Below are 21,224 nucleotides of genomic sequence, written 5' to 3' on the forward strand. Positions count from 1 at the left end.
CTTTACTCCTTGTCTTTGGTGTCCGGCAGTTGCCAGAAATCGAAAAAGTTAAACCAGTCGAGTGGCGACTGAAGTGCATAGTGCTCAAGGCGTTCGGCGTAGCGATCGACGGTATGTTGTAATGCCTGTTGTCGGGTAGCGCGTGGCAAGAGCAGCGGGTCAGCAAACGGTTCGCAGTGGATATGTAGCTTCTCCTGCTGGCGCAGGGCGAAAATCAGATCCACCGGGCAGCGTAAAATAGACGCAAGAATGAACGGGCCCTGTGGGAATGGCGCAACGTGTCCCATAAAGCGGCTCCAGCAGACACGCCATTCGCCGCCACGTTGGGTCGTGACGGCGATGCGATCGCCGACGATGGCTATCCATTCGCCACGATCCAGTTTCTCTTTGAGCAGAATGGCGGTATCCGGGCCGATATCGTTCACCGGCAGCAGGTTTAACCCAGCCTGCGGGGCCATTTCTTCCATAATTTGTTTAAAGCGTTGGGCGTTATCGCTAAATACCAACGCATTGATTGTTTTACTGCCCTGCAGCTGGGCCAGTGCCCGACAGGCTTCGACATCGCCCAGATGCGAAGCCAGCAGCAGTTTTCCTCGCGGGTCGCTGACATTTAGCGTCTCTTCAGCGCCTGGTGCAAAAACAACATCGCGGCCGATGTGCAGCTCACCGCGCCAGCTGGCAATCTTATCCAGCATCGCGCCGCCAAAACGCAGGAAATGCTGATAACTGGTCAGGTTTGACGGTACTGGCATCCGGCGTGCGATCAGTTGCGCCCGTACGCGGCTAATCCAGCTCTGAGAAGCTTTTCGGGCAGTTGATGCGGTGAGCCAGTAAACGCCGACTACCGGATACAGTAGCAGGGAGAAGGCTTTGCGACCGAGTAAACGCCAGACCAGCAGCATCAGACGCATTCCCCACAGCCCTTTGACTTCCTGCTGTTGCGCCCAGTGTGTTGATGAACGACGAAAAAGCAGGGAGGGGATGCGCGGCAACATGCCAAAAAACAGGCGAGTGTGCATTAATGAAATGCGCAGATTGTCTTTGAGCGCGTCGAAATGGGATAGCCCGTCCTGCGGATAGGTGACTCGCGTTGGGATAAAATAGCTGGTGTTGCCTTGCCAGTAGAGGCGCACCATCACTTCGGTATCAAAATCCATCCGTTTGCCGAGCGTCACGCGCTGTGCCAGTTGCAGTGTAGGTGCCACCGGATACACCCGGAAGCCGCACATACTGTCTTTTAGCTGCAACGAGAGCGTTTCTATCCACACCCAGATGTGGGTTACCCAGCGTCCGTACAGGCGTGAGCGAGGAACAGAATCATCGTAAATCGGTTGCCCGGAAATGAGCGCTGTCGGATGTTCTTTTGCTAATGCAAGCAGCCTGGGAATATCTTCAATGGCATGCTGCCCGTCGGCATCGACCTGCACGGCATGACTGAACCCGGCATCTGCCGCCGCCTGTATTCCGCTAATCACCGCCGCGCCTTTGCCTGCGTTGACCGGCAGGCGAATTAACGTCAGATTGCGGTATTCTGCCGCCAGGCGTGCCAGTTCGTCTTGTGTGGTCTTGTCGCTGCCATCGTCCACCACAATGCAGGGGAGATTGAACGGCTGAAGACGATCCAATACGCCCGACATCATCGCGCCGTGGTTATAGCAGGGGATCAACACGCACGGGGAAAACGTCAGCGGCATAACCGAATCTTCCCGCTGCTGGCGGTATGGCGCGCTTCACCGTCGTGGCGCTGGTAACTAAAAGAGAGCATCTGACGTTCTTCCTGCCAGCTCAGGCTCAGGGTGACGGTGGTTTCAGGCAATAGCGGTGACTGGAACTTCACGTTCTGAATACTGTGAAAACGCCAGCCAGGGACCAGCAACGTGGTGGCGTAATGCATCGCCCAATCCAGCTGTGCAACGCCTGGCAGCAGTGGCTGCACGGCAAAATGTCCGCTGAACCAAAACAGCGAAGGGTCGAGATGTAAAACAATCTCAGCCTGTTGAGGCTGTGCCTGATGGCGCTCGATTTCATGGGGTTTCATGAAATAACTCCTGTAATTGCGCATAGACACGCTTGTTCATACTGTTGACCGGAATCTCATCAATCACCCGCCAGTAGCGGGGAACGGCGACCGGCTCCAGCCAGGGCAACAGCGAACGTCGCCAGGTCAGTTCTTGCGGTTTTCCTCCGCACGCGAGCCAGTGTTGATGGGCTTTGTCATCCAGTACCAGCAGGACGCCAACGCCCTGGCGCCCCCCGCGTGAGACCGGCAATGCCGCGACGTCACGGATACCGTCCAGCGCCAGCAAGCGTTGCTCCACTTCGCTGAGTGAAATGCGTTTCTCTTCAATTTTGACAACTCGCCCGCGCCTGCCCATCAGGCGAAACTGACCGTTTTCAGTAAATTGCAGAATATCATCCAGCAACAGGCCATCATCAGCGGCAATTAGCGGTGAAAATACGCGAAACGCGTCATTTTCTGGCTGGAATCTGACGCCGGGAAAAGGCAGCCATGCCACATCATCTTGATGGCGATAACGCCACGCAAGGACTCCGGTTTCAGTGCTGCCGTAGATCTCATCGGGCCAGACATTCAGCCAGTCAGCAGCCTGCGCGACGTCCTGCCAGGGCAGCATACCGCCCGCAGACAGAATCAGTTCGACCGGCGGCGGCGCCAGGTGATGGTCGAGGCGTTTCAGAAACGCCGGACTGCTGATAAACGCATACCGATGATCAGAGCTCAACGCCGCCAGTTGTTCGGCATACCACAGCATTGCCGCGTGCAGCGGCAGACCTAAGGCCATTGGCAAGAAGATACGAAACGTCAGACCATACAGATGTTGCGGAACCACAGACGCGACCACCCGGCAACCTGCCAGACGATCGGCAAAGCGCGTCGCGAGCAATGCCGCTTCGCTATCCAGACGCGCGATCGGTTTGATCACGCGTTTCGGCTGGCCGGTCGAACCGGAAGTGAACAGCTCCACAAAGGCGTCGCTGCGTATTGCCGGAAAGGTGATGTCGTGGGTCACGGATGTCATGGCAGAACTGACCACCCGCAGCGTTCCCTGCCACTCCAGCGCTTTATCGCTCAGTACGCCGTCAAACAACCTGTGCTGCTCGTTTAACAACGAAACGCGACAATGCCCTGGGATCACCGGCGTTTTGCCAGCATGTAGCGTGGCCAGCAGCGCGACGATAAATAAATAGCTGTTCTCGAAGCACAATGCCCAGCGTTCACCTTCCTGCCGCTGCAGGTACGTTATCAACTGGGCCACATCGTGGCGCAGATGACCCAGCGTCCAGGTATGCTCTTCCTGCCACGCAACAGGAACGTCGTTCGGGCGTGGGTCACAGAGCCATTGAGCAAGTGTGAGGGGCTGCTTCATTGGGTATCTCGTTTTATCACCAGTTGGCGAACTAACCACTCGCCGACCATCAATGTTCCCATCAGCAGATAGGAAACCATACCGTTCCAGGTCGTCCACAGAGTCATATCGCCATTCAGTGCGGTAAAGAGCGCAACGCTGCCGTTGATGATGAAAAAGGCGCACCAGATTTGCGTCACACGGCGAGTGTAGCGTACTCCTGCCTCGGGCAGATTTGGGTCGCGCAGCCGCGCCAGGCGTTCAACAATGGGCATTGCGGACCACAGAGAGCCACCAAATACCGACAGCATGACGCCGTTTACCACTACCGGGTAAAACAGCAGCAACTGATGCGTCTTGAGCAGATAACTGGCAATGCACAAGGTGATACCCGCGACCGCCACGACCTGTGTCACGACGCGCAACGGCCCCGCCTGTCGCCGGGTCTGGCGAAAGCGTAAAAAAAGGAGTAGCGCCATCAACGGTAGCAACCAGTGCAGACTGTTATGCGCAAGGCCAAACCAGATCAAAAACGGCCAGGCCAACAACAGTAGGCCTGTTAGCAGTTGTACGACTGGCAGCGAGCGAGTGCCCGACACGGTGAATTACGCTTCTTTGAGAAGGCGTTCTACCGCGTCGACGACATCTTGTACGGTGCGTACTGCTTTGAACTCTTCCGGCTTGATTTTCTTACCGGTTTTCTTTTGCAGATGCACGATCATGTCGACGGCGTCGATGCTGTCGAGCTCCAGATCTTCGTACAGGCGCGCCTCAGGCTTAATGTCCTGCGGGTCGACTTCAAACAGCTTGACCAGCAGTGAGGAGACTTCTTCGTAAATGGCTTTTTGTTCGGTCATAACGGACTATCCTCAGGCACGTTGCGCGTGAATGAACGATGCCAGCGTGGCGACGGAGAAGAAGTGCTGACGCATTTCTTCGCTCTCTGCTGAGAGGACCACGCCATACTCGTTTTTCACCGCCAGCCCCAGCTCCAGGGCGTCGATTGAGTCCAGACCTAATCCATCGCCAAAGAGTGCCGCTTCGGTATCAATATCGTCAGCTGTCAGTTCGTCGAGATTCAATGTCGTTATAATGAGATTTTTGATTTCAAGATAAAGCGCTTGCATCATTAATTCCTGAAAGAGGTAAAGTACCTGGTTGTAATTGAAGCAAAAGATGCCGGTTCAACTGCCTTGCGGCCAGCGCCGGTTCTTGTGAATTTGCGTCGTAAAATTGGTCGATCTTAACCCGTTCGTGTACTGAAATGGTGAACATGGGCTTTATCGATGGGACGTCGTACCATTTGCTTTCTTTATCCAGCATTTGTTCGCTGCAGTTAATGGTGACGATGCGTAAATCGCTGCTGCAGCGTACGGCGATATTCGCCGCACCACGCTGTAACGTCATTTCCTCTCCGGGGCGTGTACGGGTTCCCTCGGGGAAAATTAAAATGGTATCGCCTTGTTCCAGACGTTGCTGGCACGCAGGTAACAGCGCATCAGCCTGACTGTTAATCAGATAATCTGCTGCCCGGACCACGCCGCCGAGAAACGGGTTTTTTAGTAATGCGCTTTTCACCAGACAGTCGGTTTCTGGCATGACCGAGGCCAGTAGCACGTAGTCGATGAGCGTCGGATGATTGGCGACGACCAGGCACCCTTGTTCGTTGCGTAAAATGTCTCGTCCTGCAATCTGGTAATCCAGCACGCCAAGTCGCTTTACCACCGTTAAAAAGAGGCGAAAACTGGCAGCAATGCTGCGTCTGGCGATACGCCGACGTCGGGCTTTATCCCATACCGCGATGAGCAATACGTTAAACCAGACGGTAGAAAGGAGCAGTCCGCCGAGGCCAAACAGGGCAAAGCAAAAACCGGTCATCACCAGTCGCCATACCCAATTAAGCCGCAGGAAAATCGTGTTCATCCCTGACTCCACTGCCACTGTACGCGCTCGCCTGGCAGGGTAAACGCCGCGGTATCTTGCAAATAATGCTGTAAAAACAACAGGCTTTGTGGCAATGGCGTCTCACCTTGCGCGTGGTGTGGACGGGTTTCGCATTGCCAGCGATCACCGGATTCAATAACCAGTGCGACGGCAAACGGCCATGTTGGCATATCAGGCGGCAACTGTGGATGATAAAACTCGGGCAGAAAACCGTCGAAATCGACCATCAATACGCGCTGATATCCCGCCTGCAACAGCCCGATGACTTCGCACAGCCCCTGCTGGAACGTATCCCTGCCTGCAGAAAGCGAGGAGGAGACAATCGGTTTTTTCGCGGCGATGGTCAGGTTTCCCACCGCAGAATTATGCACAGAGAGGGCAAAATCGGTCGGTGAGAGTGCCTGCTCAGTCGCCAGGGCGTGCAGGATCCTGTAATTACGCTCCAGTTCACCATGGCGGCTGGTGTACAACACGGCATCAATATCATGACGGCGTAGCATCGCCAGCCCGCAATCAACGGCCAGTTTGCTACCGGAGCTGAGGCGGCGAGCCGTCATCATCGGTAACTCGCTGAGTTTAGCCAATGGCGCGGTGGGATCGATGGCGTGCGAAAACCGTGACCATTCCTGCCACTGTTCTGTTTCGCTTAATCCTGGCGCCTTGGCCTGCCAGTCGATAATGTTGAAAGCAAATTTCATCAACGCGTATCCGCGGTAAATCGGTTGTTCCGATTGTTTCTTATTTTTTCTTCTGACATATCAATAAAGTATGCCCAACACCTAAGTTGTCGTGGCGTTCATCTACCTGAAAACCTGCCTGATTCAGATAGTGATAAAACTTCTCTACGCTGTAGAAACGGCTGTTGCCATTCGCCATACAGGTAAAATAAAGCGAAGACGCATTCAGGCTAAATGAGGCCGCTTCAAATTTTTGGGCATCCCAAAACAGTTCCATAATGCACAGCTTCGCGCCCGGTTTCATCACCCGAGCAATGTTGCTCAGTATGGCGATAATTTGTTCCGGGGAAAAACAGTCCAGAAATTGGCTCATCCACCAGATATCTGCCTCTGCGGGTAAAGGCGAGTCGCTAAGCATATCCACAGCATGGAAATTTATGCGATGGGATAATCCCGCATTTTCGATATTTTCGCGGGCAAGTGCAATTTGTTGCGGCAAATCTAATAGAGTGACTGCAATATTGTCATCATGTTGACAACAACGTAATGCCCATTTCCCGGTATTTCCGCCGACATCGTACAGGGTTGCAGGGGCGCTGGCGAATACATATGGCAATGCGGCATCAAATGCGCCATCTGAATAGTAATGATCGAAAGCGAACCAACTTTCACGCGCAGCCAGGGGTAATTGCGACAGTGCAGGATAGATTGTTGGCCAGTCGCCAAAAATTTTTAATCCCGCGGGTTTCCCTTCTTTCAGCGCATTCTCCAGATAGAACAGTCCCTGATAACAAACATCCTGGGTGAAATCCATATTCACACGCGTCATTGTGTCATGTAAAAGGAAGTGGCCGACTTTTGCGAGGTAATAATATCCTTCTTTGTGGGTAATGATTCGCCCACTTAACCCCATATCCAACAGGATGCTGGCGGCATATTCGTTGATGGTGCTGTTCTCGGTAATTTCGTCGAGCGTGGCGCCGCGTTTACCTTGCTTGTCCAGCCAGGTGAGTACTCCCGCATTTCGCAGACACAACGCGGTTTGAAAAAGCATAGGGGCAAAGGCGATACGTTGTGCTTCAGTAATGGCATCCAGTGCGCTAAGCGAATCCTGTTCGTACATGTGGGGACAACCTGTTAAATGGCAGAGAGTAAGAGTATCGGGCCTTTTCGGCCCGACTTTAGGCGTAATTACAGATTGGCACCGGCTGACAGATTGAGCTGGATGTCTTTATCCAGATTGCGTACCCAGCGGTTGTAGTTTTTATGGATTTTTCCACCAGAAGCCTGCAGGTTAAGGCTGCTGTCGTATTTAATGTCATAGCTGGTGGCGGTATAAGTGATACGGACTTCAGCCACATGATCGCGAGTTTGTTGGCGTGCTTTAATGACACCAGGACCGGCTTCAGACATGACCCATTGGCGTTGAATGCCCGCTTTCAGAATCGCGGTTTTAACCTGATCCTGAGTGTGCCCCGCGCTTACGCTGGTGTGAACTTGATCGATCGGCGCAGTACGCGCACATCCCGCCAGCGCACCGACAACGGCAATGGCCGCAAACCACTTAATATACTGTTTCATTAAAACTCCCTATCAAAGTACTGTTTATACGTGTTTAATAATAAGCTTCGAAATAATGATCACCCTGCAGCACCTGTGATTTTATTTAAGCTAAATCAGCATTTTATTTCACGTGTCCGATAGCAAGGCGATGAGGTTGCCGGATGGTAATATTCGGTGACTTTCTTCAACGGAAATTTTTCAGCATCATCATTGGCGAGAAGTATAGATTTTTAGATAAAACGTATCAAATAAAATAACCTTTAAATATAGGCAGATAGTTTGAGTTAAATGCTGTGGGGGGATTCATTATTTTTATGCGTTTTGGCAAAGAAACCATCACCTTGACTTATGTATTTTCTTTATTAAAAAATGAAATCCTTTTCACTCTTTATTTAAGATAAATTGCGATATATACCTGTATGGATATCAGTTTAACGGGCATATCAAAAGATAAAAACTACCTCGGTTGGTAGTTTTTCAGGGTAGCCGACTTTTGGGTCTGCCGGGACCAAGCAAAATGGCCAGTTTGCTGCCGCCGGTGGTGGTTTCCATCCAGATTTTACACACGCTGGTTAACGGAACGGAGAGCAACATGCCCACGGGACCGAGCAGCCATCCCCATACCAACAGGGACAGGAAAACGATCAGCGTCGACAATCCCAGGCGATGCCCCATCATACGCGGCTCAAGGATATTGCCAATCACCATATGCACCACCAGAAACAGCGCGCCGACCAACACGCACTCGTAAAGGCCATTGAACAGCAACGCCTGAATCATAGGCGGCACGGCGGAAATAACCGAGCCTATATTGGGCACATAATTGAGCAGGAAGGCCAGCACGCCCCACATCAGAGCGAACTGAATGCCCATTAGCGCCAACCCCAGCCAGACGATGGCGCCAGTCCATAAGCTGAGCAACGTTTTCAGTGCCAGATAGTGGGATACGCCCTTTAATGCCCGATGCAGCCCCGCAATATGGATCTGCGGATTGTTCAGCGCAAAGCGCATTTTATAGGGGACGTGGCGTACCTCAAACAGCATAAAGACCACCGTCATCACCAGCAGAACGACGCTGGCCATCGCACCGGAAAGGCTGGTCATCAGCGTGGTTGTGAAGGTCATGAGCTTGTCGGAATCGATACGTTGCAGGATGCGCTCTGGCGACATATGCAAATTCAGAAAGGGCACCATCTCTTGCAGATACAGGACTTTGCGCGTCAGCTCCTTATTGTACTTGGGCAGCATGGCCATGAATTCTGTGATCGACGACGCCAGGACACCAACCAGCGCGGTAAGGACGATGAGCATCACGACGACCACCAGCGTAATGGCAACCGGGCGACGGATCCCCCGACGAATAAACCAGGTTACCAGGGGATTCAACACAATGGCGAAAAACAGGGCCAGCAGTAGCTGTACAAGAATATCGGCTGCGGCGTGTATACCCGCGAGGATCACCACCAGCGCGGCCAGTTTAAGCAAAATGTGCAAACCTGTTTTGTCAGGCTGGATGGTTGTCATGTCTTCTTCCTGTGTGCATTTTTGCATTAAGTGTAGCGGCTGGCTTGCTGCCGATATTCCTAATCTGGTTACTGATTTCTGGGCTGCAACATGGTAGAAATGAAACACTGTTGTGAATATGTGGTGACCCCCCATGCCCGAACCCGTCGCTGAACCGACGCTGAGCGGTTTACGCCTCAATCTGCGCATTGTCTCCGTGGTGATGTTTAACTTCGCCAGCTATCTGACCATCGGCTTGCCGCTCGCGGTTTTGCCTGGTTATGTCCATGATGTGATGGGGTTTAGTGCCTTCTGGGCCGGGCTGGTTATCAGTCTGCAATACTTCGCGACGTTGTTGAGCCGCCCTCATGCCGGTCGCTATGCCGATTTGCTGGGGCCGAAAAAAATTGTGGTATTTGGGCTGTGCGGCTGTTTTTTAAGTGGTCTGGGCTATTTGCTGGCAGGGAGCGCTCATGGCTGGCCGCTGGCCAGTTTATTACTGCTGTGCCTCGGGCGCGTGATTCTGGGTATCGGGCAAAGCTTTGCCGGGACCGGCTCTACATTATGGGGCGTTGGGGTGGTTGGCTCAATGCACATTGGACGGGTGATTTCATGGAACGGGATTGTCACCTACGGGGCGATGGCGATAGGTGCGCCGCTGGGTGTGCTGTGCTACGCCTGGGGTGGCTTACAGGGGCTGGCGCTGACCGTGATGGGCGTGGCGTTGTTGGCAATATTGCTGGCGCTGCCGCGTCCGGCAGTGAAGGCCAGCAAGGGCAAACCGATGCCGTTTCGCGCGGTGCTTGGGCGCGTCTGGCCGTACGGCATGGCACTGGCGTTGGCCTCTGCCGGCTTTGGGGTGATCGCCACGTTTATTACCCTGTTTTACGACGCAAAAGGCTGGGACGGCGCGGCATTCGCGCTGACGCTATTTAGCTGCACGTTTGTTGGTACTCGTCTGCTATTCCCAAATGGCATCAACCGGTTAGGCGGGCTGAATGTCGCGATGATCTGCTTTAGCGTCGAAATTGTTGGGCTGTTGCTGGTCGGGATGGCTTCCATGCCGTGGATGGCGAAAATCGGCGTGCTACTGGCCGGCGCAGGGTTCTCGTTAGTCTTCCCGGCGCTGGGTGTGGTCGCGGTAAAAGCGGTCCCGCAGCAGAACCAGGGCGCGGCACTGGCGACCTATACGGTATTTATGGATTTGTCGCTGGGCGTCACCGGGCCTTTGGCGGGGCTGGTGATGACATGGGCGGGGGTACCGGTTATCTATCTGGCGGCCGCAGGGCTGGTGGCGGTGGCGTTATTGCTGACATGGCGGCTAAAAAAACGGCCTCAGGTGGCGTCACCGGAGGCCGCATCATCGTCTTAACGATTACTGGATAACCAGCGTGTTAATGATGTTTTCTGCGGTCGTTTGCGCTTTCTGTTGATCGTCAGCAGGCAGCGTGATTTGCAGGGTCAGCAGTTGGTTGTCCACTTTACCCAGCACCACGGAGGAGTAGGCAGTCTGGCCTTTCGCTGAAATGATGCTGTCTAACTGCTGCAGCGTGTGGCCTTTCAGCTCAATTGACTTGTTAGTGACCACCTGCAGCTGCGGGTCACGGCTACGCTGCTGGTCTTCCAGACGTTTTGCCAGTACAGGCAGTGCTTCACTGGTATCGTCACCGACAATCACAATCACCGCTTTCTGGCCGGTTGCGTCAGAATAAACGTGCATGTTGTTGGCCTGAGTGCCCAGCTTGCCGCTCTGATCGGTCATGTCTGCCGGCAGGGAAAAACTGAGTTTGCCGTCGAGCAGGTTAACCGGTTGTCCGGCGGCGCTGCTTTGTGCGGCAGCACCCTCTGCTGGCGCTTTTGTATCGCTATTATCACAGGCCGCAAGCCCCATAACCAGCAGGCCAATACCGACATATTTAACCAGATTGCGCATTGACTTCTTCCTTTCGATAAACGGCCATAACGGCTCATTCGTCCATCTTATCACAACTCGGAAAATGAACCTTTAACTCGTCTGCAATGCAGAGATTTCAGATTTATCTGCCAGCCTTTTCAGCAACATATTCAGCAACACGCCATACATCGGCAGGAAGAAAATAATGCTGATCAGCACTTTGAAGCAGTAATCGACAAGCGCGATTTCCATCCAGTGCTCGGCCATAAAGGCATCCGGGCTGCGCCAGAAGGCGATAAAGAAGAACGCCAGCGTATCGCTGATGTTGCCAAACAGCGTTGAGGCCGTAGGCGCGAGCCACCAGCGACGGTTCTGACGCAGGCGGTTAAAGACGTGCACATCCAGAATTTGTCCCAGCGCGTAAGCCATAAAACTGGCGGCCGCGATACGGGCGACAAACAGGTTAAAGTGCAGCAGCGCATCAAAACCTTGCCAGGAGCCCATATAGAACAGTGAAGACACGCCATATGAGATCAGCAACGCAGGAACCATCACGGCAAAGATGATGCGTCTTGCCAGCGGTGCGCCAAAAATACGCACGGTCAGATCGGTCGCGAGGAAAATAAACGGAAAGCTAAACGCGCCCCAGGTAGTATGAAAACCAAAGATGGAGATCGGAAGCTGCACCAGATAGTTGCTGGAGGTGATCACCAGCAGATGAAATAGCGATAGCCAGAACAACGCTTTTACGCGCTGATTTTGTGTAAACGGAGTCATATTGTGACCTTTTTGTTGGATGGGGTGAGGGAACCCAATAAAAAACCGTCGCATGATACTGCTTTAAAAACACATTGCAATGGTTGTTTTTCACGCAATCGTTAACCTGATTGGCTTACGCCACAACAGAGCGTAAAATAACGCCGTTTTTGTATAAATGAGACTACGATGAGCGATCTGTTTACTTCTCCCGACCATACTCTTGATGCGCAGGGGCTGCGCTGCCCGGAACCGGTCATGATGGTGCGTAAAACCGTGCGTGGCATGCAGGCCGGTGAGACGCTGCTGATTGTTGCAGACGATCCGGCGACAACCCGCGATATTCCCGGCTTCTGTACTTTTATGGAACATGAGCTGGTGGCAAAAGAGACCGACTCGCTGCCGTACCGTTATTTAGTGCGCAAAGGCCAGTAATCTGGTTTGCCGGATGGCGGCGCAAGCGCCTAATCCGGCCTACGAATGACGAACAGCCTGTAGGCCTGATAAGCGAAGCGCCATCAGGCGAGAAACAGGCACTATCCTTTACGCAACAACCGCAGCGCGTTGGCGGTCACCAGTACCGTCGCCCCCGTATCTGCCAGTACTGCCAGCCACAGTCCGGTTATCCCCAGCAGCGTGGTAACAAGGAAAATCCCTTTCAGACCCAACGCAATCGTAATGTTTTGTCGAATATTGGCGTGGGTTGCGCGCGCCAGCTGGATCATTTGCACCAGGCCACGCAGACGGTTATGCGTCAGGGCCGCATCGGCAGTTTCCAGCGCAACATCGGTTCCGCTACCCATGGCAATGCCGATGGTGGCGGCTTTCATTGCCGGAGCGTCGTTGATCCCATCGCCGACCATCGCCAGCGGTGACAGTTGGTTGAGCTGGGTAACGGCCCGCACTTTATCTTCCGGTAACAGCCCCGCTTTGAATTCAAGCCCCAGTTCAGCGGCAATAGCGGCTGCCGCACGCGGATTGTCGCCGGTCAGGATTACCCCTTTCACACCGAGTTGATTCAGCTCGCTGATGGCGGTGCGGGCATCGTCGCGCAGCGTGTCCTGCAAGGCCAGTACGCCGAGAACGGCATCGTTACGCACGACCAGCGCGACGGTTTGGCCTGCGCTTTCCCGTTCGCTTATCTGCCCGGCAAAGGCATCAGCAGGATGTTTGCCTGCCGCGCAAATCAGTACGCGCTCGCCGTTTACCTGTGCTTCAATCCCTGAGCCAACCAGCGCACGCTGTTCTGTCGCCAGCGGAATACTCAGTTCACGCGTTTGTGCTTCACGGACAATGGCCTGGGCCAGCGGATGCGTTGCGCCTTGTTCAACGGCCGCTGCCAACGCCAGCAGTGCGGCTTCGTCTATCCCGCTTGCCGGATGAATCGCCGTGACGCGCGGTTTACCGACGGTCAGTGTGCCGGTTTTATCAAACGCCACCTGCGTGACTCTGCCCAACTGTTCCAGGGCGGCACCGCCTTTGATTAACGCTCCGCGACGCGCCGCTGCGGCTAATCCGGAAGTGATTGCGGCAGGGGTTGAAATAACCAGTGCGCACGGGCAACCGATTAGCAGCAGCGTTAGCCCTTTATAAATCCATTCCTGCCAGGAAGCGGCAAACAGCAGCGGCGGAACCAGCGTAACCAGCAAGGCAATCGCCATGATGGCCGGTGTATAAATCCGGCTGAAGCGATCAATAAAACGCTCAATAGGGGCGCGACGCTCATCGGCCTCTTCAATCAGTTTCAAAATACGGTCAATCGCGCTGGCACCGGGCTCAGAGAGAACTTCGAGGGTGACCAGACGGTCTACGCTGGTGGCGCCTGCCGGGACTTTTTCGCCCAAAGTCCGCTCAACCGGAATAGATTCACCCGTCAATGCACTTTCATCAAAGCTGGCAAAACCCGAAACCAGTTTAGCGTCGGCGGGTAAACGTCCTCCGGCGGCAACTTCAATGATGTCGCCTGGCTGGAGGGTGTTAATGGCCACCTCTTCGCGCTCGCCGTTACGCAGACGCGTGGCGGTTTCCGGCTTCAGCGCCATTAGCGCGCTGACCCCTTTACGGGCGCGGCTGGCAGCCCATCCTTCCAGGCGCTCACCAATTAAAAACAACAGCAGTACCATGGCCGCTTCCGCCGTTGCACCGATAAACAATGCCCCGATGGCGGCGACGCTCATCAGCGTTTCAATGGCAAAGTAGCTACCGGTCTTCATCAGGCGCAGCGCCTGACGTGCAATGGGGTACAGACCCACCAGTGTGGTGGCGATAAAGGCTATCTGGCCGAAGGGGTGATTGAACTGCTCCAGTCCCCAACTGATGGCCATCATGATAATCAATGAAATCAGCGGCAGATTTTCTTTAAAACGTGACTCGGAGGCGGCGTCCGTCGCGTGCTCATCGCGCAGGGTATAGCCTGCTTTTTGCACCGCGTTTTCAACTTGCTGGCGGATATCGGAACCGGCATCGACCACCAGTTTTTCAGTGGCGAACAGAACCTGGACCTGGTTAACGCCGCTGACCTGGCGGACCGCATTCTCTACTTTTCGGGCGCAGGCCGCACAGTCCATGCCCGCCACTTTCCAGGAATAGCGGGTACCTTGTACGGTATCGGATACGGGCGGTGGGGTTGAGCAACTGCCTTCACAGCAGCAGTCATCAGCTTTCTGCGGCGCAGGCGCGAGCTTGAATGAAGAAAACTGTGGGGCTTTTTTGCCATTGGCCTCTGGTGTCGACATGGCATCCTCCGATTGATAATCATTTCGTATTAACCGGAGGATACACTCTGGAGTCGACTCCAGAGTCAAGGATTTTTAAAGATACAGCGAACGAACAATCAGGAAATGCCCGGCGAAGTAGCAGGCGGCGGCAATTGCGTTATCGGCGCGGAAGCGGCGACGATAATGGCTCCCCAGCCAGACAATGTTGCCGATGAACAGGAGAGAGGCCCCCAAAAATGCTGACAGCGCCGGAGCCGTCGGGCGGAAGAACCACAGTTCGCCTGCCATCCAGACCATCATCAGAGTAATACCGACAAAGGTACAAATGGCGATACGCAGTTCTTCCAGACGAGTCCAGATCACAGCGATCAGCAACGCACCTAACACCAGCAGCACCAGCGGTAAAGGCCAGAAGAACGACAGCGTCATTTGGCTGGCAAAGTAAATGGTATACAGCAGGTGTGACAGGAAAAACGCGCCAATGGCGTACAACAGACGTTGACGTGGCAATAGCGTCAACGCATCACCCAGCAGCGAGGCAAGCAGGCCAGCCAGCACCAGATAGCTGATAGCGTTAAACATTGGCGCCTGCCAGGCCAGCAGCAGCAGGAGCAATAACGTCAGGGGTTTAAAGACCCAGCGTTGCCAGGCGGGCCCACGATAGGAAGCATCCACGAACAACCATGCGGAAAGACAAACAGCGATAAACGACCAAAGCATCTTAGTTCCTTGAATTCGTTATTTTTTCGTAAGCGGGGTGCTTACGGCTCTATTGACCAGTGTAGAGTCCGATACCGCCAGATGACAACACCATAACAGGCAAGGTATGCTTATTCCCGCATTTTCTGATGGGTTAATAATATGAGTAAGCCACCCCTTTTTTTTATTGTGATCATTGTCTTAATCGTTATTGCCGCGTCGTTTCGCTTTGTCCAGCAGCGGCGGGAAAAAGCGGAAAATGATGCTGCACCGTTGGTGCAAAAGAGGGTGGTGGTGAGTAATAAGCGAGAGAAGCCGCTAAATGACCGGCGTTCACGTCAACAGGAAGTGACGCCAGCGGGCACCAGCATGCGCTATGAAGCCAGCTTCAAACCGCAAAGCGGCGGCCTGGAGCAGACCTTTCGTCTTGATGCCCAGCAGTATCATGCGCTAACGGTTGGCGACAAAGGCACGCTGAGCTACAAGGGTTCGCGTTTTGTTGATTTTACCCAACGAATGCCGGATGGCGGCTGATGCCTTATCCGGCCTACAAGTCCGTAGGCCCGGTAAACAGAGCGCCACCGGGCGAAGGGATCTCAATTTATTTCTTCAACTGGCTCTTAATCTTCTTCTGCCACACCAGCAACTCAAATACGCCAAACAGAAAAATACGGATTTTCTCGCCGCGGGTCATTTGTGGGCCATCTTTCGGCATGGTGGATTTCAGCAGCGCCAACTGCATGCCGTGCATCAGCACCATAAACACCAGCGCCACATTCACGAAGATATTGAGCGGACGTGGGAACGGTTGAAAAATATTCAGGAGCAGGAATGCCCAGACACACAGCATTAACAGACGTCCCAGATTAATCAGCATGTTGCTCTCCTTGTGCTTCACGTTGATACAGGCGATAAGCAACCTGCCCAGCCACTTTTTCGCGATACAATGACCAGTTAACCGGAACCGCAGGCAGGCCGTTTTCGACTTCGCTTTCAACGTAAATATACGCTTCGTTTGCCAGCCAGCCGTGAGTTTCCAGAAGTGTTAATGTTTCTTCCAGTAATCCTTTGCGAAACGGTGGATCAACAAACACCACGTTATGCGGTGTACCCGTCTGGGCTAAAAACGTCAGGGTGTTGGCGTTGATGACGCGGGCATGTGTTGCCTTCAGCGTGGCGAGATTTTTTTGTAACTGCTGCGAAACTGCGCGATCCATCTCCAGAAGCGTGGCATCTGCCGCATAGCGGGAGAGTGCTTCCAGAGCCAATGCGCCGCTGCCAGCAAAGCAATCAAGGCAACGAGCATCGACCATCACCGGGGCCAGCCAGTTAAACAGCGTTTCGCGTACACGGTCGGTCGTTGGGCGTAGACCCGGACTGTCCGGAACCGGGAGTTTACGGCCTCGCCATTGCCCGCCAATAATGCGGATCTGACCGCTGCCTGAGTGATTCGGTTTTTTCATTTCTATTATTGCTCAATCCGCCTATAGCATGTCATTCCAGGCGGTGATGTGAGTTAAGTTAAGTGATAGACTATTTCATCATTTTTTTAGCTGCTATGTACATAGCGTTGACGCTGTGCCATGAAGCAACAGCGGGGGAGTGTAGTCGCAAATGGCGAAAGAGAAAAAACGTGGCTTTTTTTCCTGGCTGGGCTTTGGTCAAAAAGAGCAGGCACCGGAAAACGAGACAGAACTAAAAAACGAAGAGCAACAACCGGTTACTGAAGAAGCTACCGTCGTTGATGAGCCGTCACGCGCGCAGGAAACGCATAGTGAGGCGGAAACAGAAGCCTTTGCCGCTGAAGTTGTTGACGTCACTGAACAGGTTGCGGAAATTGAAAAACTGCAGCCGGAAGAAGAACCTGTTGTTCAACAACAGCAACCGCACGTTGAACCGGTCGTTGAATCCATAGTGGAAACTCCGGCACCCGCGGCAGTGACCGAACACGAAGAATTACCGCTGCCGGAAGAGGTTAAAGCCGAAGACGTTTCACCAGAAGAGTGGCAGGCTGAAGCGGAAACCGTTGAAATTGTTGAAGCCGTTGAAGAAGAAGCTGAAAACGAGCCACAGCTAACTGATGAAGAGCTGGAATCACAGGCGTTGGCAGCTGAAGCGGTGGAAGAAATTGCTGAAGATGCTGCGATTGTTGAGCCTGTTGAAGACACGCCAGCAGCAGAAGAGGCGGTGGTAGAAGACGCTGTGCAGGAGCAGGAAAAACCGACGAAAGAAGGTTTCTTTGCGCGCCTGAAGCGTAGCCTCCTGAAAACAAAAGAAAACCTCGGTTCCGGATTTATCAGTCTGTTCCGTGGTAAAAAGATCGACGATGATCTGTTTGAAGAGTTGGAAGAGCAACTGCTGATCGCCGATGTGGGCGTAGAAACAACCCGCAAGATCATTGCAAATCTGACGGAAGGCGCCAGCCGCAAGCAGCTCAAAGATGCAGAAGCGTTGTACGGCCTGTTGAAAGATGAGATGGGCGAGATTCTGGCTAAAGTTGATGAACCGCTGAATGTTGAGGGTAAAACGCCATTTGTTATCTTAATGGTTGGTGTTAACGGCGTGGGTAAAACCACCACCATTGGCAAGCTGGCGCGTCAGTTTGAGCAGCAGGGTAAATCAGTGATGTTGGCGGCGGGCGATACTTTCCGTGCCGCGGCGGTAGAGCAGTTGCAGGTCTGGGGTCAGCGTAACAATATTCCGGTGATTGCTCAGCATACCGGTGCGGATTCCGCGTCCGTTATCTTTGACGCCATTCAGGCGGCGAAGGCGCGAAACGTAGATGTGCTGATCGCTGATACCGCAGGGCGTTTGCAGAACAAATCGCACCTGATGGAAGAATTGAAAAAAATCGTTCGCGTGATGAAGAAGCTGGACGTTGATGCGCCGCATGAAGTTATGCTGACTATCGATGCCAGTACCGGGCAGAATGCGATAAGCCAGGCCAAACTGTTCCATGAAGCGGTGGGTTTAACCGGTATCACCCTGACCAAGCTGGACGGAACGGCGAAAGGTGGGGTCATTTTCTCGGTTGCCGATCAGTTTGGCATCCCTATCCGCTATATCGGAGTGGGCGAACGTATCGAGGATTTACGTCCGTTTAAAGCGGGCGATTTTATAGAGGCACTTTTTGCCCGAGAGGATTAACAATGATTCGCTTTGAACATGTCAGCAAGGCCTATCTCGGTGGGAGACAAGCGCTGCAGGGAGTCACATTCCATATGCAGCCTGGCGAGATGGCGTTTCTGACCGGCCACTCCGGCGCGGGTAAAAGTACCCTGCTGAAGCTGATCTGTGGAATTGAACGGCCCAGTGCCGGGAAGATCTACTTCAGCGGGCACGACATCAGCCGTTTGAAAAACCGTGAAGTGCCGTTTCTGCGTCGTCAGATCGGCATGATTTTTCAGGATCACCACCTGTTGATGGACAGAACCGTCTTCGACAACGTGGCAATCCCACTGATCATTGCGGGTGCCAGCGGGGACGATATTCGTCGTCGCGTGTCGGCGGCGCTGGATAAAGTCGGGCTGTTGGACAAAGCGAAGAACTTCCCGATTCAACTCTCCGGCGGTGAACAGCAGCGTGTGGGCATCGCCCGTGCGGTGGTGAACAAGCCTGCGGTACTGCTGGCGGATGAACCGACGGGGAACCTTGATGATGCGCTGTCAGAAGGGATCCTGCGTCTGTTCGAAGAGTTTAATCGCGTCGGGGTAACGGTATTAATGGCGACGCACGATATTGGGCTGATCTCCCGTCGTTCTTATCGCCAGCTTGTCCTGAGTGACGGACACCTGCACGGAGGCCTGGTGAATGAATAGACGCGACGCTATCAATCAAATCAAACAGTTCGGTGGACGACTGGATCGTTTCCGTAAATCGGGCGGTGCGCCAGGAGAGGGCGGTCGCAACGCGCCAAAACGTGCGAAAGCGTCGCCAAAACCGAACTCGCGTAAAACCAACGTCTTTAACGAGCAAGTGCGCTATGCGTTCCAGGGGGCGTTGCAGGATCTGAAAAGCAAGCCGCTGGCGACGTTCCTGACGGTGATGGTTATCGCGATCTCACTGACGTTGCCAAGTGTTTGTTACATGGTCTACAAGAACGTGAACCAGGCGGCAAGCCAGTATTACCCGTCCCCGCAGATCACCGTATATCTGCAAAAAACGCTGGATGATGATGCGGCGGCACGTGTGGTGGGGCAGTTACAGGCCGAGCAGGGCGTGGAGAAAGTGAATTACCTCTCCCGTGACGATGCGCTGGGCGAATTCCGTAACTGGTCCGGCTTTGGCGGCGCGCTGGATATGCTGGAAGAAAACCCACTTCCGGCCGTGGCGGTGGTGATTCCGAAACTGGATTTCCAGGGCACGGAATCACTGAACACGCTGCGTGATCGCATTGCGCAAATCAACGGTATCGATGAAGTACGCATGGATGACAGCTGGTTTGCGCGACTGGCGGCGTTAACGGGCCTGGTCGGTCGTGTGTCCGCGATGATTGGCGTGCTGATGGTTGCGGCAGTCTTCCTGGTCATCGGTAACAGTGTGCGTCTGAGCATTTTTGCGCGTCGCGATACCATTAACGTGCAGAAACTGATTGGTGCAACGGATGGATTTATCCTACGTCCGTTCCTCTACGGCGGCGCGCTGCTCGGTTTTTCTGGCGCATTTCTTTCACTGATTTTGTCAGAAATTTTGGTGATGCGACTGTCGTCAGCAGTCACGGAAGTGGCGCAAATTTTCGGAACGAAGTTTGATATCAACGGCTTATCATTCGATGAGTGCCTGCTACTCCTGCTGGTATGCTCAATGATTGGCTGGGTGGCAGCCTGGCTTGCCACGGTTCAACATTTACGCCACTTTACCCCCGATTAAAAAATCTCTGGTATAATCTTTCCCTGCACTGAGTAGTTCGCTCTGCAGGGAAAGAGCCCTGTTTTCTCTTCCCGGCGCATTCATCGTGATGTCACATTTTGTGCGTAATTTATACACATTACGACATGGAACTTGTGGATAAAATCACTGTCTGATAAAAGATTGAATGATATTCTCGTTGCTCATAAGCTCTGGCATGGTTGTTGCTATTGGTTTTTACCAACGCCAGATGACAAAGATTGAGAGGATTTGAATGACCAAAGAAATGCAAAATTTAGCTTTAGCCCCTGTTGGTAACCTGGAGTCTTACATCCGGGCTGCGAACGCGTGGCCGATGTTGTCGGCTGACGAGGAGCGGGCGCTGGCTGAAAAGCTGCATTACCAGGGCGATCTGGAAGCAGCTAAAACGCTGATCCTGTCTCACCTGCGCTTTGTTGTTCATGTTGCTCGTAACTACGCGGGCTATGGCCTGCCGCAGGCGGATCTGATTCAGGAAGGTAATATCGGCCTGATGAAAGCCGTGCGTCGATTCAACCCGGAAGTGGGTGTGCGCCTGGTTTCCTTCGCCGTGCACTGGATCAAAGCTGAGATCCACGAATATGTTCTGCGTAACTGGCGTATCGTGAAAGTCGCGACCACCAAAGCACAGCGTAAGCTGTTCTTTAACCTGCGTAAAACCAAGCAGCGTCTGGGCTGGTTTAATCAGGATGAAGTGGAAATGGTTGCCCGCGAGCTGGGCGTTTCCAGCAAAGATGTGCGCGAAATGGAATCCCGTATGGCGGCGCAGGACATGACGTTCGACATGTCTTCGGACGACGAGTCCGACAGCCAGCCGATGGCTCCGGTTCTGTATCTGCAGGATAAATCCTCCAACTTTGCTGATGGCATTGAAGAGGATAACTGGGAAGATCAGGCCGCGAACAAGCTGACTCATGCAATGGAAGGTCTGGACGAGCGTAGCCAGGATATTATCCGCGCCCGCTGGCTGGACGAAGACAACAAGTCTACGTTGCAGGAACTGGCCGATCGCTACGGCGTTTCCGCTGAACGTGTTCGTCAGCTTGAAAAGAACGCCATGAAAAAACTGCGCGCCGCAATCGAAGCGTAATTTTCACGAATGGCCAATCAACCCTCGAATGTGAATTCGGGGGTTTTTTTTAGGCCGGATAAGGCGTTTACGTCGCCATCCGGCAAAATGTTTGCCCGATGGCGCTTTGCTTATCGGGCTTACGTCCTT

General features: G+C 53.6%; 24 protein-coding genes. 7 read left to right on the forward strand and 17 right to left on the reverse strand.

Annotation, left to right across the window (positions count from 1 at the left end):
* Window positions 1-2: 2 nt before the first annotated feature.
* From HV261_RS03755 to HV261_RS03805, 11 genes are all read right to left on the reverse strand, one after another.
* Complete coding sequence (locus HV261_RS03755) at window positions 3-1,694, reverse strand: glycosyltransferase family 2 protein (RefSeq protein WP_202037514.1); 1,692 nt, start codon at window positions 1,692-1,694, stop codon at window positions 3-5.
* Window positions 1,685-2,038 carry an ApeI family dehydratase gene (locus HV261_RS03760; protein ID WP_137381988.1) on the reverse strand — a complete coding sequence of 118 codons (354 nt, stop codon included), beginning with the start codon at window positions 2,036-2,038 and terminating at the stop codon, window positions 1,685-1,687. The genes HV261_RS03755 and HV261_RS03760 overlap by 10 nt, the downstream gene beginning before the upstream one ends.
* Window positions 2,025-3,386 (reverse strand): AMP-binding protein, encoded by a 1,362-nt coding sequence (locus HV261_RS03765; protein ID WP_202037515.1) that lies wholly within the window; start codon window positions 3,384-3,386, stop codon window positions 2,025-2,027. The genes HV261_RS03760 and HV261_RS03765 overlap by 14 nt, the downstream gene beginning before the upstream one ends.
* Window positions 3,383-3,964, reverse strand: a complete 582-nt coding sequence (locus HV261_RS03770) for a COG4648 family protein (RefSeq protein ID WP_202037516.1) — start codon at window positions 3,962-3,964, stop codon at window positions 3,383-3,385. The genes HV261_RS03765 and HV261_RS03770 overlap by 4 nt, the downstream gene beginning before the upstream one ends.
* Before the next feature lie 6 nt (window positions 3,965-3,970).
* Window positions 3,971-4,222, reverse strand: a complete 252-nt coding sequence (locus tag HV261_RS03775) for an acyl carrier protein (RefSeq protein WP_005121566.1) — start codon at window positions 4,220-4,222, stop codon at window positions 3,971-3,973.
* 12 nt (window positions 4,223-4,234) lie between these two features.
* Entirely contained in the window at window positions 4,235-4,492 is a 258-nt protein-coding gene (gene apeE / locus HV261_RS03780) for an ApeE family acyl carrier protein (protein WP_048213596.1), read from the reverse strand.
* Window positions 4,473-5,288 (reverse strand): lysophospholipid acyltransferase family protein, encoded by an 816-nt coding sequence (locus HV261_RS03785; RefSeq protein ID WP_137381985.1) that lies wholly within the window; start codon window positions 5,286-5,288, stop codon window positions 4,473-4,475. The genes apeE and HV261_RS03785 overlap by 20 nt, the downstream gene beginning before the upstream one ends.
* Entirely contained in the window at window positions 5,285-6,007 is a 723-nt protein-coding gene (locus HV261_RS03790; protein WP_202037517.1) for a beta-ketoacyl synthase chain length factor, read from the reverse strand. Before HV261_RS03790 ends, HV261_RS03785 begins: the two co-directional genes overlap by 4 nt.
* Before the next feature lie 40 nt (window positions 6,008-6,047).
* Window positions 6,048-7,109, reverse strand: a complete 1,062-nt coding sequence (locus tag HV261_RS03795) for a class I SAM-dependent methyltransferase (RefSeq protein ID WP_137381983.1) — start codon at window positions 7,107-7,109, stop codon at window positions 6,048-6,050.
* Between the two features lie 68 nt (window positions 7,110-7,177).
* Window positions 7,178-7,555 (reverse strand): ApeA family protein, encoded by a 378-nt coding sequence (apeA, locus tag HV261_RS03800; protein ID WP_122973906.1) that lies wholly within the window; start codon window positions 7,553-7,555, stop codon window positions 7,178-7,180.
* A 471-nt stretch (window positions 7,556-8,026) separates the two neighbouring features.
* A complete protein-coding gene (locus tag HV261_RS03805) occupies window positions 8,027-9,073 on the reverse strand; it encodes an AI-2E family transporter (RefSeq protein ID WP_202037518.1) in 1,047 nt (348 codons plus the stop codon).
* 133 nt (window positions 9,074-9,206) lie between these two features.
* On the opposite strand from HV261_RS03805, the gene HV261_RS03810 reads away from it, so the two are divergent.
* Window positions 9,207-10,424: an MFS transporter gene (locus HV261_RS03810; protein WP_202037519.1), complete on the forward strand. Its 1,218-nt coding sequence runs from the start codon at window positions 9,207-9,209 to the stop codon at window positions 10,422-10,424.
* A 3-nt stretch (window positions 10,425-10,427) separates the two neighbouring features.
* Here the strand turns inward: HV261_RS03810 and HV261_RS03815 are convergent, their stop codons facing one another.
* Together HV261_RS03815 and HV261_RS03820 are read right to left on the reverse strand one after the other, a co-directional pair.
* Window positions 10,428-10,985 (reverse strand): DcrB family lipoprotein, encoded by a 558-nt coding sequence (locus HV261_RS03815; protein WP_005121574.1) that lies wholly within the window; start codon window positions 10,983-10,985, stop codon window positions 10,428-10,430.
* A gap of 72 nt (window positions 10,986-11,057) precedes the next feature.
* Window positions 11,058-11,723: a 7-cyano-7-deazaguanine/7-aminomethyl-7-deazaguanine transporter gene (locus HV261_RS03820; RefSeq protein WP_005121575.1), complete on the reverse strand. Its 666-nt coding sequence runs from the start codon at window positions 11,721-11,723 to the stop codon at window positions 11,058-11,060.
* 168 nt (window positions 11,724-11,891) lie between these two features.
* Between HV261_RS03820 and tusA the strand changes: the two genes are divergently transcribed.
* Window positions 11,892-12,137, forward strand: coding sequence for a sulfurtransferase TusA (gene tusA, locus HV261_RS03825; protein WP_003827551.1), 246 nt, complete (start codon window positions 11,892-11,894; stop codon window positions 12,135-12,137).
* 101 nt (window positions 12,138-12,238) lie between these two features.
* Here tusA and zntA read toward each other — a convergent pair whose 3' ends face one another.
* On the reverse strand, window positions 12,239-14,437 hold the full coding sequence (zntA, locus tag HV261_RS03830; RefSeq protein ID WP_202037520.1) for a Zn(II)/Cd(II)/Pb(II) translocating P-type ATPase ZntA: 2,199 nt from the start codon (window positions 14,435-14,437) through the stop codon (window positions 12,239-12,241).
* 75 nt (window positions 14,438-14,512) lie between these two features.
* Entirely contained in the window at window positions 14,513-15,139 is a 627-nt protein-coding gene (locus HV261_RS03835) for a lysoplasmalogenase (protein WP_202037521.1), read from the reverse strand.
* 141 nt (window positions 15,140-15,280) lie between these two features.
* Here HV261_RS03835 and HV261_RS03840 point away from each other — a divergent pair, with 141 nt between their 5' ends.
* Window positions 15,281-15,652 (forward strand): DUF2500 domain-containing protein, encoded by a 372-nt coding sequence (locus HV261_RS03840; RefSeq protein ID WP_202037522.1) that lies wholly within the window; start codon window positions 15,281-15,283, stop codon window positions 15,650-15,652.
* 67 nt (window positions 15,653-15,719) lie between these two features.
* Here the strand turns inward: HV261_RS03840 and HV261_RS03845 are convergent, their stop codons facing one another.
* Window positions 15,720-15,995 (reverse strand): DUF1145 family protein, encoded by a 276-nt coding sequence (locus HV261_RS03845; protein ID WP_202037523.1) that lies wholly within the window; start codon window positions 15,993-15,995, stop codon window positions 15,720-15,722.
* Window positions 15,985-16,581, reverse strand: coding sequence for a 16S rRNA (guanine(966)-N(2))-methyltransferase (gene rsmD / locus HV261_RS03850; RefSeq protein ID WP_202037524.1), 597 nt, complete (start codon window positions 16,579-16,581; stop codon window positions 15,985-15,987). Before rsmD ends, HV261_RS03845 begins: the two co-directional genes overlap by 11 nt.
* 151 nt (window positions 16,582-16,732) lie before the next feature.
* Here rsmD and ftsY point away from each other — a divergent pair, with 151 nt between their 5' ends.
* The 4 genes from ftsY to rpoH all read left to right on the forward strand — a co-directional run bounded on the left by ftsY (window position 16,733) and on the right by rpoH (window position 21,095).
* Window positions 16,733-18,265: a signal recognition particle-docking protein FtsY gene (gene ftsY, locus HV261_RS03855; RefSeq protein ID WP_202037525.1), complete on the forward strand. Its 1,533-nt coding sequence runs from the start codon at window positions 16,733-16,735 to the stop codon at window positions 18,263-18,265.
* 2 nt (window positions 18,266-18,267) lie between these two features.
* Window positions 18,268-18,936 (forward strand): cell division ATP-binding protein FtsE, encoded by a 669-nt coding sequence (gene ftsE, locus HV261_RS03860; RefSeq protein ID WP_137381973.1) that lies wholly within the window; start codon window positions 18,268-18,270, stop codon window positions 18,934-18,936.
* The gene (gene ftsX / locus HV261_RS03865) at window positions 18,929-19,987 is read left to right on the forward strand and encodes a permease-like cell division protein FtsX (protein ID WP_202037526.1); all 1,059 of its coding nucleotides are present in this window, start codon (window positions 18,929-18,931) and stop codon (window positions 19,985-19,987) included. Before ftsE ends, ftsX begins: the two co-directional genes overlap by 8 nt.
* A 253-nt stretch (window positions 19,988-20,240) precedes the next feature.
* Window positions 20,241-21,095, forward strand: a complete 855-nt coding sequence (gene rpoH, locus HV261_RS03870; RefSeq protein WP_003023425.1) for an RNA polymerase sigma factor RpoH — start codon at window positions 20,241-20,243, stop codon at window positions 21,093-21,095.
* The last annotated feature ends 129 nt before the right edge of the window (window positions 21,096-21,224 follow it).

The organism is Citrobacter sp. RHBSTW-00671, from assembly GCF_014103415.1.
Lineage (GTDB): Bacteria > Pseudomonadota > Gammaproteobacteria > Enterobacterales > Enterobacteriaceae > Citrobacter.

What these genes read in the sequence shown, in the direction of transcription:
- HV261_RS03755 (WP_202037514.1), bottom strand. Translation starts at nt 1,694, where the DNA reads ATGCCGCTGACGTTTTCCCCGTGCGTGTTGATCCCCTGCTATAACCAC.
- HV261_RS03760 (WP_137381988.1), bottom strand. Translation starts at nt 2,038, where the DNA reads ATGAAACCCCATGAAATCGAGCGCCATCAGGCACAGCCTCAACAGGCT.
- HV261_RS03765 (WP_202037515.1), bottom strand. Translation starts at nt 3,386, where the DNA reads ATGAAGCAGCCCCTCACACTTGCTCAATGGCTCTGTGACCCACGCCCG.
- HV261_RS03775 (WP_005121566.1), bottom strand. Translation starts at nt 4,222, where the DNA reads ATGACCGAACAAAAAGCCATTTACGAAGAAGTCTCCTCACTGCTGGTC.
- apeE (WP_048213596.1), bottom strand. Translation starts at nt 4,492, where the DNA reads ATGCAAGCGCTTTATCTTGAAATCAAAAATCTCATTATAACGACATTG.
- HV261_RS03785 (WP_137381985.1), bottom strand. Translation starts at nt 5,288, where the DNA reads ATGAACACGATTTTCCTGCGGCTTAATTGGGTATGGCGACTGGTGATG.
- HV261_RS03790 (WP_202037517.1), bottom strand. Translation starts at nt 6,007, where the DNA reads ATGAAATTTGCTTTCAACATTATCGACTGGCAGGCCAAGGCGCCAGGA.
- HV261_RS03795 (WP_137381983.1), bottom strand. Translation starts at nt 7,109, where the DNA reads ATGTACGAACAGGATTCGCTTAGCGCACTGGATGCCATTACTGAAGCA.
- HV261_RS03805 (WP_202037518.1), bottom strand. Translation starts at nt 9,073, where the DNA reads ATGACAACCATCCAGCCTGACAAAACAGGTTTGCACATTTTGCTTAAA.
- HV261_RS03810 (WP_202037519.1), top strand. Translation starts at nt 9,207, where the DNA reads ATGCCCGAACCCGTCGCTGAACCGACGCTGAGCGGTTTACGCCTCAAT.
- HV261_RS03815 (WP_005121574.1), bottom strand. Translation starts at nt 10,985, where the DNA reads ATGCGCAATCTGGTTAAATATGTCGGTATTGGCCTGCTGGTTATGGGG.
- HV261_RS03820 (WP_005121575.1), bottom strand. Translation starts at nt 11,723, where the DNA reads ATGACTCCGTTTACACAAAATCAGCGCGTAAAAGCGTTGTTCTGGCTA.
- tusA (WP_003827551.1), top strand. Translation starts at nt 11,892, where the DNA reads ATGAGCGATCTGTTTACTTCTCCCGACCATACTCTTGATGCGCAGGGG.
- zntA (WP_202037520.1), bottom strand. Translation starts at nt 14,437, where the DNA reads ATGTCGACACCAGAGGCCAATGGCAAAAAAGCCCCACAGTTTTCTTCA.
- HV261_RS03835 (WP_202037521.1), bottom strand. Translation starts at nt 15,139, where the DNA reads ATGCTTTGGTCGTTTATCGCTGTTTGTCTTTCCGCATGGTTGTTCGTG.
- HV261_RS03840 (WP_202037522.1), top strand. Translation starts at nt 15,281, where the DNA reads ATGAGTAAGCCACCCCTTTTTTTTATTGTGATCATTGTCTTAATCGTT.
- HV261_RS03845 (WP_202037523.1), bottom strand. Translation starts at nt 15,995, where the DNA reads ATGCTGATTAATCTGGGACGTCTGTTAATGCTGTGTGTCTGGGCATTC.
- rsmD (WP_202037524.1), bottom strand. Translation starts at nt 16,581, where the DNA reads ATGAAAAAACCGAATCACTCAGGCAGCGGTCAGATCCGCATTATTGGC.
- ftsY (WP_202037525.1), top strand. Translation starts at nt 16,733, where the DNA reads ATGGCGAAAGAGAAAAAACGTGGCTTTTTTTCCTGGCTGGGCTTTGGT.
- ftsE (WP_137381973.1), top strand. Translation starts at nt 18,268, where the DNA reads ATGATTCGCTTTGAACATGTCAGCAAGGCCTATCTCGGTGGGAGACAA.
- ftsX (WP_202037526.1), top strand. Translation starts at nt 18,929, where the DNA reads ATGAATAGACGCGACGCTATCAATCAAATCAAACAGTTCGGTGGACGA.
- rpoH (WP_003023425.1), top strand. Translation starts at nt 20,241, where the DNA reads ATGACCAAAGAAATGCAAAATTTAGCTTTAGCCCCTGTTGGTAACCTG.